15 protein-coding genes are annotated in these 16338 nt (G+C 41.4%); 8 read left to right on the top strand and 7 right to left on the bottom strand.

Annotated features, from left to right (window positions below; all coding sequences use genetic code 11):
- Positions 1 to 50: 50 nt before the first annotated feature.
- From ACTWPM_RS03400 to ACTWPM_RS03385, 4 genes are all read left to right on the top strand, one after another.
- On the top strand, positions 51 to 1787 hold the full coding sequence (locus ACTWPM_RS03400) for a hypothetical protein (RefSeq protein WP_443131667.1): 1737 nt from the start codon (positions 51 to 53) through the stop codon (positions 1785 to 1787).
- Positions 1784 to 2197 (top strand): Mov34/MPN/PAD-1 family protein, encoded by a 414-nt coding sequence (locus ACTWPM_RS03395; protein WP_443131666.1) that lies wholly within the window; start codon positions 1784 to 1786, stop codon positions 2195 to 2197. The genes ACTWPM_RS03400 and ACTWPM_RS03395 overlap by 4 nt, the downstream gene beginning before the upstream one ends.
- A 57-nt stretch (positions 2198 to 2254) precedes the next feature.
- Positions 2255 to 2395, top strand: a complete 141-nt coding sequence (locus tag ACTWPM_RS03390; RefSeq protein ID WP_443131665.1) for a hypothetical protein — start codon at positions 2255 to 2257, stop codon at positions 2393 to 2395.
- A 600-nt stretch (positions 2396 to 2995) separates the two neighbouring features.
- A complete protein-coding gene (locus ACTWPM_RS03385; protein WP_443131664.1) occupies positions 2996 to 3448 on the top strand; it encodes a hypothetical protein in 453 nt (150 codons plus the stop codon).
- A gap of 158 nt (positions 3449 to 3606) precedes the next feature.
- On the opposite strand, the gene ACTWPM_RS03380 is transcribed toward ACTWPM_RS03385, so the two are convergent.
- A complete protein-coding gene (locus ACTWPM_RS03380) occupies positions 3607 to 4257 on the bottom strand; it encodes an SDR family oxidoreductase (RefSeq protein ID WP_443131663.1) in 651 nt (216 codons plus the stop codon).
- Between the two features lie 200 nt (positions 4258 to 4457).
- A complete protein-coding gene (locus ACTWPM_RS03375) occupies positions 4458 to 5402 on the bottom strand; it encodes a ribose-phosphate diphosphokinase (protein ID WP_443131662.1) in 945 nt (314 codons plus the stop codon).
- A gap of 300 nt (positions 5403 to 5702) precedes the next feature.
- On the opposite strand from ACTWPM_RS03375, the gene ACTWPM_RS03370 reads away from it, so the two are divergent.
- Positions 5703 to 7502: a pyruvate kinase gene (locus ACTWPM_RS03370; protein WP_443131661.1), complete on the top strand. Its 1800-nt coding sequence runs from the start codon at positions 5703 to 5705 to the stop codon at positions 7500 to 7502.
- Positions 7503 to 7689: 187 nt separating this feature from the next.
- On the opposite strand, the gene ACTWPM_RS03365 is transcribed toward ACTWPM_RS03370, so the two are convergent.
- Positions 7690 to 8319 carry a 2OG-Fe(II) oxygenase gene (locus ACTWPM_RS03365; RefSeq protein WP_443131854.1) on the bottom strand — a complete coding sequence of 210 codons (630 nt, stop codon included), beginning with the start codon at positions 8317 to 8319 and terminating at the stop codon, positions 7690 to 7692.
- A 311-nt stretch (positions 8320 to 8630) separates the two neighbouring features.
- Here ACTWPM_RS03365 and ACTWPM_RS03360 point away from each other — a divergent pair, with 311 nt between their 5' ends.
- Entirely contained in the window at positions 8631 to 8789 is a 159-nt protein-coding gene (locus ACTWPM_RS03360) for a DUF1540 domain-containing protein (protein WP_443131660.1), read from the top strand.
- Positions 8790 to 9031: 242 nt separating this feature from the next.
- On the opposite strand, the gene ACTWPM_RS03355 is transcribed toward ACTWPM_RS03360, so the two are convergent.
- The 4 genes from ACTWPM_RS03355 to ACTWPM_RS03340 are packed head-to-tail and all read right to left on the bottom strand — an operon-like array spanning position 9032 to position 12765.
- The gene (locus ACTWPM_RS03355; protein ID WP_443131659.1) at positions 9032 to 9667 is read right to left on the bottom strand and encodes an IucA/IucC family C-terminal-domain containing protein; all 636 of its coding nucleotides are present in this window, start codon (positions 9665 to 9667) and stop codon (positions 9032 to 9034) included.
- The gene (locus ACTWPM_RS03350; protein WP_443131658.1) at positions 9664 to 10707 is read right to left on the bottom strand and encodes a FecCD family ABC transporter permease; all 1044 of its coding nucleotides are present in this window, start codon (positions 10705 to 10707) and stop codon (positions 9664 to 9666) included. The genes ACTWPM_RS03355 and ACTWPM_RS03350 overlap by 4 nt, the downstream gene beginning before the upstream one ends.
- Positions 10700 to 11716, bottom strand: coding sequence for a FecCD family ABC transporter permease (locus tag ACTWPM_RS03345; RefSeq protein ID WP_443131657.1), 1017 nt, complete (start codon positions 11714 to 11716; stop codon positions 10700 to 10702). The genes ACTWPM_RS03350 and ACTWPM_RS03345 overlap by 8 nt, the downstream gene beginning before the upstream one ends.
- A gap of 53 nt (positions 11717 to 11769) precedes the next feature.
- Entirely contained in the window at positions 11770 to 12765 is a 996-nt protein-coding gene (locus ACTWPM_RS03340) for an ABC transporter substrate-binding protein (protein ID WP_443131656.1), read from the bottom strand.
- A 768-nt stretch (positions 12766 to 13533) separates the two neighbouring features.
- Between ACTWPM_RS03340 and ahpC the strand changes: the two genes are divergently transcribed.
- Both ahpC and ahpF read left to right on the top strand, forming a co-directional pair.
- Positions 13534 to 14100, top strand: coding sequence for an alkyl hydroperoxide reductase subunit C (gene ahpC / locus ACTWPM_RS03335; protein ID WP_014641731.1), 567 nt, complete (start codon positions 13534 to 13536; stop codon positions 14098 to 14100).
- A 12-nt stretch (positions 14101 to 14112) separates the two neighbouring features.
- Positions 14113 to 15645 carry an alkyl hydroperoxide reductase subunit F gene (gene ahpF, locus ACTWPM_RS03330; RefSeq protein ID WP_443131655.1) on the top strand — a complete coding sequence of 511 codons (1533 nt, stop codon included), beginning with the start codon at positions 14113 to 14115 and terminating at the stop codon, positions 15643 to 15645.
- The last annotated feature ends 693 nt before the right edge of the window (positions 15646 to 16338 follow it).

The following is a 16338-nucleotide window of genomic DNA, read 5'->3' as shown; positions in this document are numbered from 1 at the left end:
TTATTATTTCTCAAATAACATGTTATAGAACGGGAAAGAGTGAAGACGAAATGGATAAAAAAAAGTTCGATCCAGATGACCTGCAAGTCATTAAAGCAAAGATCGATTTATATAAAGCTACGATTGAATCATTGAAAAAGGAGCATCTAGCTTATCAGGAAATTCTTTGTCAGCATGGTCATTACCAAACGAAAGAGGAAGTGATACCTTTGAATAAGTTTCATAATAAAGATGAACATTTGGAGAACGAATATTATGAGGAAGAGGAGTATATGGAGAGCGAGTATTATGATGAAGAAGAACATTTGGAGAGCGAATATCAAGATGAAGATTATATGGAGAACGAACAATTAGAGGAGAACAATTACTTTACCGAACAGTTCGATTACCTTCATGGTTATTTAAATGAACTGGGGCAGGAACTCCTTTCTCTTAATAAAAAAATTGTCCTGATTCTTAAAAAACAGGATCAATTACTGAAAAATAATGAACTTAAGGAGATAAAAGAGGAAATCGCCAGCTTGAAGAAATCATTACAACCAAAAGAAACCCCAGCTCCACCTGCCACCAAGGCCCCACAAGGATTCAGCCAACTTAGAAATATGGTGCGTTCGAACAGTCATGTTTATGATCCAAACGAACAAAGTCGATTTCAGGGGCTTGGCAATTACCCCTCACCGCCTAGAAATTACCCTTCTAATTCAATGCAACAAGGAACTTCAAAAGGTCGCCGGCCGCTTTCTCCAAGCAAAAAAAGTAAGACAGTTAAATCCAATAAGTTAAATTCACCGAAACAACGCGCTACTTCTAGCCGTAAGCCTCCCAAATCAGAAGGTACAACGATCAAACGAAAGGATGAGCCTGACGCCAACCTGCAAACAGCAAGTATGGAAATAAACCAACGACCTGCAGAGTCAGCACTCACCGACGTCAAACAAGTGCAGGAAGAAATACTGACAAATGCGCAAGTAAAAAATAATAATATGTCCAAACCTAAGTTTTTAAAAACAGAGGCACCAAGCGTCGTAAACACCAACTCAATACCAAATGAAGAACCTCTGTCCATAAAAGAAGAAGTAACGAGCCAGCCCACTTCTACAGACACAGAACCAGGAGAGGTCATTAACTCAAATTCAATTCCCATTAAAGAACCTCTCACCGGAAAAGAAGAAGTGACGGCACAGCACTCTCCTACAGACACAGAACCAGGAGAGTCCATTAATACAAACTCAACTCCCAATAAAGAACCTCTCACCGGAAAAGAAGAAGTGACGGCACAGCACTATCCTACAGACACAGAACCAGGAGAGTCCATTAATACAAACTCAACTCCCAATAAAGAACCTCTCACCGGAAAAGAAGAAGTGAAGGTACAGCCCACTCCTACAGAAGCAGAACTGGAAGATGACATTAATACAAATTCAACTCCCAATAAAGAACCTCTACATGAAAAAAAAGAAGTGACTATTGAATCCCCTGTTTCACAACCAGAAACAGTCCATGTTGGAAATAAAGGCATCTCGGGGACTAATCACCTACCTGTAAAGGATAAAAAGGTTATGGAACCTTCTAGTCCAGAAACAAGGTTAATAAACGCCCCAATTGAAGAGTTAGAGGTCCATAAAGAGCCTATTATTGAAAAAAGTTTAGAGGAACCGAAAGAAAATAAAGAAATGAATTCAGAAGAAAAAAAACTCGAAAAGTCCTTTGAAGCGACTACTAAAAACATGGAAACACAGAGGAAGCCGCCTGTGAACTCCTTTTTCTCCCTTTTTCAAAGAGGATGAAAAATATTCATTTTATGGTCCCTTTCACTATTTTCCAAGAAATGATAGATCATTGTCACAGTTATCTACCTTTTGAGGGGTGCGGTTTATTGTCTGGGGCAGGAAATCAAGTTCGCCACATCTGGCCTTTACACAACGAAGCAGAATCAAACAAAAGCTTTTATGTTAGTAAACAACATGTAGAAGAGGCCATCAACCATGCTGGCAAAAAGAATGACAGAATTTTAGCAGTCTTTCACTCTCATCCGACGACATCAGCCCGGCCATCAAGCTATGACCTCTTACAACATGCGGACCCTGAAGTACACATGGTCATTGTGTCCTTCAAGAGCGAGACACCTGAGGTGAAGTGTTACCATATAAAGAACAAACGACCGACGCCTATTCCAGTCTCTATATTAACTGACTGAAAGCCCTCTCCTTTCAAGGAAAATTGAATATTGTAATATTGAAAGGAGAGATGGTTGGTGAAGAGGAAAATTAAAACCACAACTACCCTTCCCAAAATGTCGCAAGACAAAAATGCCCCGATTGTCATTAATACGAAAAACGGAAAGCGGACAGCGGCATACAAAAAGTCTGGCGGTTGCTGCGGAAAGCGTCGTTAACTCCCAATAAATCAGCGTCAATCCTCTATAGGGACTGACGCCTTTAATTTAATATACGGAACAAGGGTGAGGTTCTCAACACAAATCTGATCCTTCTTAAATCCTTGGCTCTGGTAAACTTCCGTGTTGATCTTAAGGACAAGCTCCCGTTTGTGGAAGACTCCTATGGGATAAACATGATCGGTGAGACCCCGGTTGAGGAGGCTCAGCACATGCCCACGGAAAGCGAAATCGTCCCCCGCAGGACCTCCCGCTCAACAAATATCTCGAATTCGAGTCTTCCACAATCCGGCCCTATTGTGTAATAAGCCTGTTATGAAAAAAGGGAAGAGCTTCCCTTCTACAGTCTATCTATCTTATGTTTCTTATGATCTTACCTAAACAATCCCCTATAATGTATATTGCGTGTTATTCCTTTCGGTACAACCTCCTCTGAATCAGTTTTTTTAGAGCGCATCCAACTCTTTGCAAAATGCTTTACTCTTTTGTTGGACAGGATTTTTTATATAACAAAGACAGCATTCGACAATTCCCATTTTATTTCCACGTATATTTCCTATAGATTATTAGAAATGATGGATAGCAAAGGAGGTGGTTACTATGTGGTTAATGATTGTTCTAGGCTTCATCATTCCTTGGCTGACCGCTGGATATGTCTATAAGAGAGCACCTAAGATTTTCTTTACCATTGCCCCATTCGCCGCTTTAATCGCACTGATTTTAAACCAGCTAGGAATTCAGACAGACCTCTGGACAATCCACACGTCTTCAAATGTGGGGTTGTTAAATACGATGTTTCTTGATTTAGGTATTTTTACGATATCAGCTGTATGGTTTACGTATTTTATTTACTATAAGGAAAAACAACCTGCATGGATCTACACAATATTTGTTCTTGGAATGACTGGTGTTGAATTTACCGCTCTTGCCATTCATCTATTGACCTATCATGAAAAATGGAACATCTTCTACACTTCCCTTATGTACTTCGGTGGATTTATTACGATTCACTTGATTATTAGCAAGCTGGACAAACTTGAAGTCTACCCCTAACCACACTCCCCCTCGGTACCAGCTACTTGGTGAGCTTTACCATGTACCTGGTGCCTCCTTGCTTCATTTTCTATCAAGTTCTACTTTCTCACGCAGCAGATAGAGAAAAAAGACAATCCACCATTGTGGTGAATTGCCTTTTCTACTATATTGCCTAATTAAAGAGATTTTATAGCTTCCTTAATCATATTCGTTCCACTCACGACCTGAAATTCCTTGCCAATGGTTGAATCATCTTCCAAAGTGGCTGCAATTACGTTTGCCACATCCTCTCGTGGCACTTCCCCTCTTTCCACTTTCGATGCAGCTTCTACTTGCCCGGTTCCTTCGTCATTCGTCAGCCTGCCTGGGTGGATGATTGTATGGTCCAAATCTGTTCTTCTCAACCAATCATCTGCATAATGCTTCGCGACAACATATGGTGCAAAGGATGAAGGAGCACTCTGAATGGCTTCACGGGTTGTGTCAAACGAGCTGATCATCACATATCGTTTCACGCCAGCTGCTTTAGCTGCTTCGATTGTCTTAACCGCCCCGTCCAGGTCAATAAGAACGGTTTTGTCCGGCCCCGTATGAGGGCCAGATCCTGCAGTGAATACGATTGCATCTACTCCTTCAGCTGCTTTGGTAATTGTTTCAACGTCATCCTCTAAATCAACGACTACTGTTTCTGCTCCTTTATCTTCAAAAAAGGACGCCTGTTCCTGCTTGCGAATCATAGCTTTAGCTTCCAAATTGTCGCTCTCCTGAATAGTGGATACCAAGTGTTTACCAATTTGACCGTTTGCTCCAACAACAAGTACTTTCATAATTTCTTCATCCTTTCTAACTATTAATCTGAATTTATTACGTTTGCCTCATAATAATCGTAGATGAAAAAACAGGAAGATGTCTAGAAACTTGCCTTGACAAGTTTGGAACTGCGCAATGATTCGATAAAAAAGATGACCTCTTTTTTATCGAGATCATCCTTTTCACAAATTTCACTTTAAATTTTTCACGTTCTATTTTAATCGAACAATTCACTTACTGAATGATCCGTTTGAACACGTACGATCGCATCTGCAAACAATGGAGCAACAGACAGTGATTTGATTTTTTCAATCTGCTTTTCTTCCGGTAACCAGACAGTATTAGTAATGACAAGTTCCTTAATTGGTGAATCAGCAATTTTTTGAACGGCAGGTTCTGATAGGACCGCATGGGTTCCGCAGGCATAAATATCTTTAACTCCGCTTTCCATCAGAGCTGCCGCTGCCTGCACAACAGTTTCTGCTGTATCAATCATGTCATCCACGATAAGAGCCGTTTTCCCTTCAATGGAACCGACAACATTCATAACTTCATCCGCATTCGGTTCAGGTCTTCTCTTATCCACAAAAGCAATTGGGGTATCTAACAAATTGGCCATTCTTCTGGCACGGCTCAGACCACTTGTAGCCGGAGCTACAACCACGATGTCTTTCATATCTTTTTCTTTATAGTATTGACCCAGTATAGATGTGCCAAGCAGCTGATCAACAGGTATATTAAAGAAACCTTGAATTTGAGGAGCATGCATATCCATAGTAATGACTCTGGATATCCCTGCCGATTCAAGTAAATCAGCAATAAGCTTAGCTGTAATTGGCTCCCGGGAACGAGCCTTTCGATCCTGACGGGCATATCCATAATACGGTAGTACTACATTTATAGTTCTAGCTGAAGCCCGCTTCATTGCATCAATCATAATCAACAATTCCATCAAGTGTTCATTTACCGGTTGAGAGGTGGATTGAATGAGATAAATATCGTCCCCTCTGACACTTTCTTCAATATTAATTTGTACTTCGCCATCACTAAAACGAACAACCGAGCTTTTCCCTAATGGCACTTCTAATATTTCAGAGATTTCCTGTGCTAAAGGTTCATTGGAATTTAACGTAAATAGCTTCATTTCAGATGTTGAACTCATGTAAATCTCTCCCGACCTTCAAATTTTTCACTCGTTTATGTACCTGTCAGCGCCTTAAATAAAGCTCACATTCCAAGTAAATATTCTGTTTAGACATTTAAGGTATTATAACATATCGAAATTGGTCTTTCAGAGTTGAACTCCTTTAAACGTTGTTTAAACCAAAAGAGCAAAGAAAAACTATCCCTGCATTGATCGGAATATAAAAATTAGATTACATATTTATGGAAAGCGTTTATGTGGGTTGTTTACAGGAAACTTTTATATAAATCAGAAAAAATTGAATGGAGTTGAGGGATAATGCAAAAAGAAGAACTTGGTCATCAACTAAAATTAATCTATCATCAAGTGAATGAACAGGTATATAAAACCCGGGATAACTATCCATTTCAAAAGAAAGAAAATCAGCAGAGCCGGGATAATTTACTTGCCTATCTGGCGTTTCGCCAGTTCGACCTGCATGACCTGCAATTAGAACTTTCCCAAACCGGGTTATCTTCATTAGGACGACTGGAGAGCCATGTGGCAGGAAATGTTGAACAGGTCATCCAGCACTTGCCTGAAGCTTCTGTTCCGGGACTTCCTATAGAAAAGATCAGTTATGAAGAAGCATTACAGCTTAACAGCCTGCGTACAGAAGCCATATTCGGGGTAGGCAGAGAAGGAAGACAGACACGTATAATGGTGACTGCTGACAAGAAGATGATCGATCAGCCGGACACTATTGAAGAGTTATTGCTTCAGGGAATGGACTGTTTCCGAATTAATACAGCCCATGACTCTCAAAAAGAATGGAGCGCATTAATCGAAACCCTCCGAACAACGGAAGATCGCTTGAAGCAACAAGGGAAATACAATCGCACATGTAAAATTTACATGGATTTGAGTGGTCCTAAAATCAGGACAGGAGAAATAAAAAAAGTGCCCAAGACTTTGAAATTAAAACCTTCAGGGCAAAATCCTCTAGTGGGCCTTGTAGATGTTCAAGCGGAGCAATCACTAAAGAACCCTAACCAAGACAGTGATTTTATCCTTGCGATTGAAGAGGATACTCTCTCCGATTTAAAAGAGGGAGATAAGCTTTACTTTACTGATTCAGAAGATAGAAGCCGTATACTATCTATTGAAGGCATTCACGAAGACGGTAAAGCAGACGTCCACCTCTATAAAGAGGCCTCAATCGAAGAAGGCACCATACTCAGATCAGATAACAATAGAGAATACATGATTAGCTCTTTACCTAAAAGCCCCCAGAAAATCAGAGTAGAAAAAGGTGATGTTCTACGCCTATACAGAAAGAAAGATAGACTCGGTCATCTGGAGGAAGAAGGAGTTAAAGCTGGAATACCTTTAACTATTCCGGAAGCATTAGACAAAGTTGAAGAAGGCCACCGAATTTTCATAGACGATGGTGAGATTGAAGGCACGTGTTTGGCAACAGCCAGTGACTATGTTGATATGAAAGTCACATCTCCCAAACGAAAAAGAGTGAAGGAAGAAAAGGGGTTGAACCTGCCCGACTCCCACTTAGAATTCCCTGCTTTAACTGATGATGATAAAGAGAACCTCTCTTTTGTCGTAGAGCATGCAGATATCGTAGGAATATCTTTTGTTCACCATCCAACTGAGATCCAGGAACTTAAAGATGAACTGCAAGTAAGAGGAGCCGCTCACCTCCCTGTGGTCGCTAAAATTGAAACGAAAGCGGCGATCCGGAACCTTGCGCAGATTCTGCTGAAAGGGCTGGAATTCCCTTCTTTCGGCATCATGATTGCAAGAGGTGATCTAGCGGTAGAAGTAGGATATGAAAATATGTCTTATGTTCAGGAAGATATCCTCAATATGTGTGAAGCGGCTCATACACCGGTAGTCTGGGCCACGCAGGTTCTTGAGAATCTGGCTAAAAAAGGAATCCCGGCTCGATCAGAAATTACAGATGCCGCAGCAGGTCAGCGGGCTGAATGTGTGATGCTGAACAAAGGATCCTATATTGGTGAGGCCGTTAATGTTCTGGGAACATTACTTGAAATACAAGCTCAAAATAATGTTAAGAAACGCCAAGTATTCACTAACTTCACTGAACAGAATGGAATTTTCTAAGGACTGATCCGATCGGGGCCAGTCCCTTCTTTTAAAAAGGATTCACTTAAGTTTGTTAGTGCGGGAGTCCCTGGTATGAGGTTTTAAACAAATAAAAACACCTCCAAAGGGTTATACAGATAAACCACTTTGAAGATGTTCCTAAGTAATTAACCCCCACTGATTGGTAAGTTATTATACTTTTTCCTTACCTGTATTGTTTTCTTCTTACCCACATTGTCGCAGCCCATTTTTCACCGGAAGTAACCGGCGAGCCACCATGCAGCGTACGCTCATTAATGACAGGATCGGAATAGAAATATTCAAAATAAACGGCCATGCCTTTATGAGGAGAGATAGACAGATTCATATGCGGAAAGTAGGTTTCTCCTCCCTCTTCCACATCATTCAGGTACAAAACAAGCGTACTAATTCTTGGATTGTTCGCTGCTTTAACCTTTGAACGGAAATAGTCGTAATGAGCTTTGTATTCCTGCCCTGGTTTATAATTTAAGATGTGAAGTCCTTCTCCATGTTCTACGGGTACATTCATGATTTGTGCCACACGTTTTTCTATTTTGGCCGTGAGATCATCTTCTGGCAGGAAGGTACTGCTGCTCGTCCGAATGTCGCTCACCTCGTGTTTTGAGCCAATTTTTGATCGATTCATTTTGTTTTTGGACTGAAAGATAAGCTCTTCACACTCTTCCTCACTCACTACATTACCAAGAATAGCGATCAACGGATTATCCATCTTAGCGATAATCGCTATTTCACGGTCTTCGGTAATAATTTTATGCCCCGTATGATCGAAAATGGAGGGTTCTTTCACTGGCATTGTCACTTTTCATCAACCTTTTCTAATTTTAATAAAACGTTTTCAAAAAGATCTATTCCACTAACCCAAAAACAACGGGCTATAAAGAATATATTACCATTTAATTACTATTATTTCCTTATATTTCATGAAAGTTATTTAATTGTTCACAATTGAAAATGACATCCAATCTCAGGGTAACCTACCTCAAGAAGATTTACTTTTCTATACAAAAAAAGCATGAGACAGAACGAACTATTCCACGCTTGTTAAGTGTAATTTTATTTTATTTGGGGACCAATATATATAACAGGTCGAAGGAGGTGTACCCATTGGCTTTAGATGTATTATGTGAAGTGAAAAACTGCGTCCATAACGAAGGTGGAGAGAAATGCGGCGCTACGTCCATTTATATTATAAGTGAGTCCGGCAAAACAGCTTCTTCCCAACAAGAAACTGATTGCAAGACTTTTGAAGCTAGAGAAGCATAATTGGTTCTGAATACTTTAAAATTGTAGCCTGCTACTTGGCTACTCTTTTTTCACCGAACACTGATAAAGATAATCAATATCGCCCTGCTTGGCCTATTTAATTGAACTTTATGGAGAAGAACCTCCCCAAAAGGTGTAAGAAAAGCTTTCACTCCTGCTCTCCACCTTCATTACCTCCACTCCTCATAAATAAAGCATATCCCTCTCACCACTGAGAACGAAATAAACATAATATCGAATAATTAAGAAGAGCATTCCTTATTAGAAAGTGGACATACCAGGCAGTGGGTTAGTTCCTTTGTTTTTTCCAGTTTGTGAAAATAACAGCACGTGCTGCGAACTTTTTGCTCACTAAGAGAGTTGGGATCTGTAAGGTAACTCTGCATAGGATGCTTCGCACAGTGGAAATATCTTCCGTCCAATTGATTAAATTCCTCAGCCAGCTGACCGATCACCTGATGCTCATCTGGATATCGCTCTACTGCTTTTCTAAAGTAAGAATTGATCCGGACCGCTACATTTTCCCATAAGATAAAAGTGGGAAGATTCGTTACTTGGTGAAACGCTTGCAGCAAGGGCAGAATGTGATGAGCAAAAAGCTCTTCCCAGGCTTCTTTTCGCGAATCCGTACGTTTGACTTGTGAATCGTCGATCTCAATTTCCAACTCATTGCTAATAGTGCAAGAAGACAGGGGGATGATTTTCGCTTTCTCTTCCCATAACATAGAGTCCAATACCTGAGATGGAAGAACCTGAGCATACTTCTTCATCATCATGGACGCTGTAACCTTTAAATTAGGAGCAAAAATACGTTGTTGTTGGTGATTTAAGAATTCAATACATTCAGCTTCTTCCATTAATGATTGAATTGGAATCATTCACTCATCGCCTTTCGGTTGCGGTATAGTAAATAGATAAAAAATGGCGCGCCGATTCCAGCTGTAAATACTCCAGCGGGAATATCAGATGGTAAAAAGGCTGTTCGAGCAATGATATCAGCCGCCATCACGATTAACGATCCGATAAGAGCAGAACCAACTACTAAATTGGCAAACGAGTTATGCAATATAAGTCGAGCGATATGGGGAGCGATTAACCCCACAAAAGCGATCCCGCCCGCAAAAGACACTGCCGCTCCAGCCAAGGCCACACTCAGGGCAAGTAATAGAAAGCGGAAAAACTGAACTCGGACGCCCATACCGATGGCTACGTCATCCCCTAACTGCTTAACATCCACGACACCAGTGAAAAAGATCGAGACAAAGAGTAAGGTGAGGATAATTGGAAGAAGAATGGTTACTTCCTGCCAATTAGCACCATATAAGCTTCCGGTTAACCATAGATATACTTTAGAAGCAATAGCTGATTCACTCGATACCATAAACATGGTCACAATGGCATTGGTTAAGGCAGAGATGCCAATACCAATAAGAATTAAGCGCATAGGTGTTACTCCATTTTTCCACGATAATAAATAAATAATGGCGGTGGTGACTGCCGCTCCAGTAATGGAAGCAAGAGGAAGCCAGTTCACACTCATTTCACCAAGCAAAAAAACAATAAATAACACAGCACCTACTGAGGCGCCTCCGGTAACTCCAACTATGTCCGGAGAACCAAGGGGGTTGCGAATCATTCCCTGCAGAATTAAGCCTGCCACTCCAAGACCTGCCCCGACCAGGAACCCCATAACTACTCGAGGCATTCGGAGCTCATTCAGAACAAAAGCATGCTCACTTTCACTAATGAGCTCCTGAAATACCGCTCCTACAGGAATGTAACTGCTCCCTGCTGAAAGACTGATGAGAAAGACAGCAAACGTCACCAACATCAAGGAAATTAAAATATATAATGAGCGTTTGTGAAATTGCAGCGAAAACTGGTCGCCTTTGCTTCGAATTGTGAAAAATTCACCCACTTTTCTTCACCCCTTTTCTAGCGATATAAATGAAGAATGGTGTTCCGAAAAGAGCCGTCATGACACCTATCGGCATTTCTTGGGGTGCAATAACAAGTCGTGCTGCAACATCAGCCCACAACAAAAGTGTAGCCCCGAAAAGACCACTAATCGGTAAAATCCATTGATAATTAGGTCCAGTGATTCCTTTAACGATGTGTGGGACAACCAGGCCAATAAACCCAATCGACCCTGCTACAGCTACGGATCCTCCAGCTAAGAATACAATAGTGAATCCAATGACGAGTTTGATCAAACCAGTGTTTTGACCTAAATTCTTAGCCACATCGTCTCCAGTCATTAGGATGTTCAAAGGCTTCCCAATAAAAAACGAAAGAAAAATGGCTCCTAAGATAAAAGGAAGAACTGGCAACAGAAGGTCTAATTCCCGCCCTGCTACAGAACCCGACAGCCAAAACAATACGCTTTGCATACGTTGTTCATCCAATACGAGCATCCCTTGAGTAAATGAAATAAAAAGTGTACTAATTGCAGCACCCGCTAAGACAATGCGAATAGGAGACAAACCGTCTTCCCCCATGGAACCTAGTAAATATACAATTATTCCGGCAACTCCCGCTCCTGCAAAACCAATCCACATATACCCGCTTAAGGATTCCACCGAAAAGAAGGTTGCTGAAGCTACAATAAAAAATAAGGCCCCTGCATTGACTCCGAAAATGTCAGGAGCTGCCAGAGGATTGCGCGTTAATGCCTGCATTAGAGCTCCGGCAATGGATAAACTGGCTCCTATGGTCATAGCTATCAAAGTCCGGGTTATGCGAGACGTTCGAATAATGACCTGATTCGTGTTGGAAGGGTCATAATGAACGAATGCGTCCCAAACGGTAGAGAGAGGTATAGAGGTTTTTCCTGTAGCTATACTCAAAAATCCAGCAGATATAAATAGAACTACAAACCCCAGCAGGGTCGTCCATCTGATATGTCGGTTGGTAGTAAATTTGCTCATTAGGCCTCTCCCCAAAGCAACAAAGATAGGAGGAGTCCCCCTATCTTTGGAATTTATTTTTCTAAATCAAACCGGTCATACAAGTCGTCCAGCATTAGATTGGCTGCGCGTAGCCCTCCAGCCATGTTCCAAGTAACCTCATCCACCATGTGAACCTCATCATTTTTCACAGCGTCCAGGTTCTGCCAAAGAGGGTGGCTTGTCCATTCTTCATAATTGTTTTTAATAGCAGGGTCATCACTCATGAAAATATAGAAAACGTCAGCATTCATTTCATTAATGCTTTCTTTATCTGTTAACTTCATACCCCATTCATCTGACTGCTGGTTCTCTGGTCTAGTAAATCCTGCTTCTCTAAGAATCGTTCCAGCAAAACTATCAAAATAAATGCGGGCATGATCGCTTCGGAAATTCAGGATAGATACGTTAAGCGGCCATTCGTCACCTAACTTTTCAGAAGCTTTTGTATTGAAGTCTTCAAGTCGCTCATCCCAGTTGGTCAGAATTTCGTCTGCCTTATCTTGCTTATCTAACGTTTCTCCCATCAGTTTGACGGTTTCCTTGAATTCATAGACCTGGTCAATAGCTACAGTAGGAGCAATCTGATTTAGTTTTTCATAGATATCCTCGTGACGAAGTTTTGATGCAAAAATAACTTCAGGATCTAACTTAGCAATCTCCTCTAAATTCGGCTGGGTTTCTTCCCCTACTAATGGCGTACCTTCCAAATCATCTCGAAGATATTTATAAATCGGTTTTTCTACCCAGGATTCAACAATTCCTACTGGCTCTATGTCGAATGCAGTAGCTGTATCCGTTGCTCCTTGATAAAGAGTTACAACTTTTTCAGGAGTTCCCTCAATGGTTGTTGTCCCCATGGCGTGTTCAATCTCTCGCGTATTGGATTCTTCGCTTGATGAATCAGTACCTTCATCGGATGAATTACTTTCTGAAGAAGCCCCGTCCGAACCACAAGCTGCAAGCAGTGCAGTCAAAAGTAATACAATTAAAAGCAGCCCCCATTTTTTATGTAAAAGATGGTTTAACATATGTGTTCCTCCTTTTTGATATTGAGAATCATTTTCATCTGTAACCATGTTATTGCAAGTGAGAATCAATGTCAATACTATATAGGACTTTCCAATCATTTACATGGTTTAGGAATTATTTAACTCTTCATGCCAGAGCGATCCTGCCTCTAGAAGAAACCCTGTTTTGGTGATCACTATAAGGGGAATCGTTGAAAATGCATTTCTTTATTGGCTTTACTCTAAGCGCGGCAAGAATAACTGTTGTAACACTTCGCTCGCCTCGTAAGAGAAGAAATCATTCTCGAAAATGGCAATGGCTTTCTTTATTAAGGAGTTTATCGTTTCACCCTGTACATTAAATAATCTCCCGAATTGGGCGATTATTTATTGGTTTTACTTGTTTCTAAAATACCTGTTTTATGAGAGATTTTTCTCTAATGGTACGAATTTCAATTATCGGGAGTCATTGATAATGCGGGGTGTAACTATATCCTTGTATTACACCTAAAGACAATTAAATCACTATCTAGTGCTACCTGTCTTAACCCTTTTGCCTAGACAGTCACTCATGTCTTTGTTATAGGTAGAGTGTAAGGAATTATTTAGCCACAAACAGGTTAATTAATTCCACCTACCACCCATTGGATAAATGATTTTTCGACGGTATTATGGATGTGTTGACAAAAAACGCATTCTATATAATAATAGTTACTGGATTAGAATTATTATAAAAAACTGCTTAGTAAAAGCAGAAATCTTATCACAAATATTAGGAGGAATTCTACTATGGCTCTAATCGGAAAAGAAGTACAACCATTTCAGGCAAAAGCATTCAAAGACGGTGAAGACTTTATTGACGTAACAGAACAGGATTTCAAAGGTCAGTGGAGCGTTGTTTGCTTCTATCCAGCAGACTTTTCTTTCGTGTGCCCAACTGAACTTGAAGACCTTCAAAATAACTATGAAACTCTGAAAGACCTTGGTGTTGAAGTATACTCTGTTTCTACAGATACTCACTTCGTACACAAAGGCTGGCACGATAGCTCTGAAAAAATTAACAAAATCAAGTATCCAATGATCGGGGATCCATCTCAACAGCTTTCCCGTCAATTCGACGTATTGAACGAAGAAGATGGCCTGGCTGAACGCGGTACATTCGTGATTGATCCGGATGGCGTTATCCAAACCGTAGAAATTAACGCAGGCGGAATCGGCCGCGATGCAGATAATCTTGTAGGTAAAATCAAAGCCGCTCAATATGTACGAAACAATCCTGGCGAAGTTTGCCCGGCTAAATGGGAAGAAGGCGAAGAAACCCTTACGCCAAGCCTTGATCTAGTTGGCAAAATTTAAGGAGTGAAATAAATGGTTCTAGATGCACAAATAAAAGCACAATTAGAAGAATATCTAAAGCTTTTAGAAGGTGACATCGAACTGAAAGTCAGCGCGGGAGACGATGATGTCTCCCGCGACATGCTGGCTCTCACCGATGAGCTTGCCTCCATGTCACCGAAAATTACGGTTACAAATGCAGAACTTAAACGCACACCCAGCTTTAGCGTGAACCGCCCTCAAGAGGAAACAGGGATTACCTTTGCCGGTGTTCCGCTCGGTCATGAATTCACATCGTTAGTGCTTGCTTTACTTCAAGTAAGCGGAAGACCTCCAAAAATTGATGATACCATGGTGGAACAAATTAAAAACATCAGCGGAGAATATAAATTTGAGACTTATGTAAGCTTAAGCTGTCATAACTGCCCTGATGTGGTACAGGCTCTAAATATTATGAGCGTAATAAACCCTGGCATCACTCATACAATGATTGATGGCGCTGCTTTTAAAGAAGAAGCAGAAGAAAATAATGTAATGGCAGTTCCAGCTGTTTATCTTGATGGAGAATTCTTCAGCGGCGGCCGCATAACTCTTGAAGAAATCGTTGCAAAAATCAGTGACGGCCCTTCCCCAGAAGAATTTACAAACCGTGACCCATACGATGTGTTAGTTGTCGGCGGTGGCCCTGCAGGTGCCAGTGCTGCTATTTATTCTGCACGTAAAGGGATTCGCACGGGAGTCGTAGCCGAGCGCTTCGGCGGTCAGGTCCTTGATACCATGACCATCGAGAACTTTATCAGTGTAAAAAACACCGAAGGACCGAAATTCGCAGCAAGCCTTGAAGAACATGTGAAAGACTATGATATCGATATCATGAACCTTCAACGCGTCAAAGGTTTGGAAAAGAATGACGGATTGTTCGAAATTGAACTCGAGAATGGCGGGGTTCTGAAGAGTAAGAGTACTATTATCTCTACAGGTGCACGCTGGCGCCAAATCGGTGTTCCAGGCGAAGAAGAGTTCAAGAACAAAGGTGTAGCCTACTGCCCTCACTGTGACGGTCCATTGTTCGAAGGCAAAGACGTAGCGGTCATCGGCGGCGGAAATTCCGGCGTTGAAGCAGCTATCGATCTTGCCGGCATTGTTCAAAACGTTACTGTACTTGAGTTTGCCGACGAGCTGAAAGCGGATGAGGTTCTCCAAGAACGACTAAATAGTCTTCCAAACGTTAATGTGAAGACAAATGCTCAAACTACAGAAATCACTGGTGACGAAAACGTAAATGGTATTACGTATATCGACCGTGAATCTGGTGAAGAACAGCACATTGCTCTTCAGGGTGTCTTCGTTCAAATCGGTCTTGTGCCGAATACAGAATGGTTAGACGAAGATGTAGAAACCAACCGTATTGGTGAAATCATCACCAATAAGCAAGGTTCTACGAATGTACCTGGTCTGTTTGCTGCCGGTGACGTAACCGACTGTCCAAACAACCAGATTATTATTTCTATGGGCGATGGTGCAAATGCCTCTCTTGGTGCATTTGATTACTTGATTAGAAACTAGTAGATAAACTTCATGTTTATATACAAAAAACTCCGGAAACAGGTTCGAATACGAGCCTATTTTTCCGGAGTTTTTTTGTATTTAAGAGGGTAAAATAATCGTGTTGATCTTCCACTAAAGCTCCCCTTACTGGAAGGCTCAGTTTCGAGATAAATGGGGATCGTTACTATATTTGGAAGAGGGCTGGTGGGGAAATAACTCGTCTTGTTCCATCACCCAGACCCTCGAGACATAAGCCGATCATCAACGGATGGAAAAACCGCCATCCTTTTGATGGTCGGCTTATGCTGTTCGTGTCTATCGGGGTGATTCCACATTTGAACACTTTCCTATGGGGGAACGGCGAGCTTCCTCAGTCGTTTCACTCCCTGCGGGATCTCACCTAGTTCTTTCTCCCATGGGAGTCTCGCCATTTCCCCACCAACCCTGCCATTTCTTGTGAACGGACCCTGCTCTAGGAGATAGAAGCCATTCTGAATCTGCCTCAAAATGCTTATATAACAGGGTTTTTACAGTTATACCCTCGTAGGATCCTAGGTTATACTTGTTCATTGGAAGGCGTTTATGCAGAGAATTTTGAGCTCTCAATGATCGCAAAGGGGCGGAAGGGAACGGCGAAGACTCCTGCGGGATGAACATGATCGGTGAGATCCCGGAAGGCGAAGCCTGAGGAAGCTCACCACATGCCCGCGG

The organism is Halobacillus sp. K22 (genome assembly GCF_052246795.1).
Lineage (GTDB): Bacteria > Bacillota > Bacilli > Bacillales > Halobacillaceae > Halobacillus.
This window is presented reverse-complemented; position numbering and strand designations above follow the sequence as displayed.